This is a genomic window from Clostridium sp. K04 (assembly GCF_019734375.1).
GTDB classification, from domain to species: domain Bacteria; phylum Bacillota; class Clostridia; order Clostridiales; family Clostridiaceae; genus Clostridium; species Clostridium saudiense.
Window position 1 is genome coordinate 1 of sequence record NZ_JAASHD010000092.1, and the last position, 652, is coordinate 652.

At 25.2% G+C, this 652-nt stretch carries 1 protein-coding gene; it reads right to left on the reverse strand.

All coding sequences use genetic code 11. From position 1 onward, the window contains the following. Window positions 1-213: 213 nt before the first annotated feature. Window positions 214-652 (reverse strand): helix-turn-helix domain-containing protein (locus HCG70_RS17270; RefSeq protein WP_221698083.1); only part of this gene is annotated, 439 nt, incomplete at its 5' end.

The window sequence follows — 652 nt, forward strand, 5'->3', positions numbered from 1 at the left end:
AAAAACTGCGCAGAATTAAGCTTCTACGCAGTTTTTTCATTTTTATTTTTTAAAATTTACGGTTTTAAGCCATTTGTAAGGGTTTCCGAAACACTTAAAAGTTTACTATAAATAAACTTTCTTGTAAATTCGTATTTTCAGCCCCTTAATTTTTGATATTCTTGTTAATAAATTAATTAAATAACACTTTGTTTGCTAATTAATTTATTAACATTATTGTTCGTTAATTATTTTATGAACAGTAGCAACACTACAATTCATATCTTTAGCAATAGCTCTGTAACTTTTACCTTGTAATCTTAACATTTTTACTCTAGCCTTTTGTTCTTCAGTAAACATTTCTTTTCTTCCAGCACCACGTTCATTTTTTAATTTATTAACACAATTATTGCTTTTTAATTCTTCAATTTCCTTCAGCAATTTTTGTATGGTATCTCTATCCCCTTTAATAGTATCATCTTTAGATTTAGTGTTTATTTCATTTAATCTTATAACTGCCTTTAATTGTTCAATTTCACCATTCATTTGATGATACATTGGACTATTTTCAAATTTATCATCAGCAATCATTTGCATTTCTGATATTTGATTATGTAATTCAACATTAATTTTATTCTGTTCATTTAAACGCTTTTCTAAATCTGTAATTATT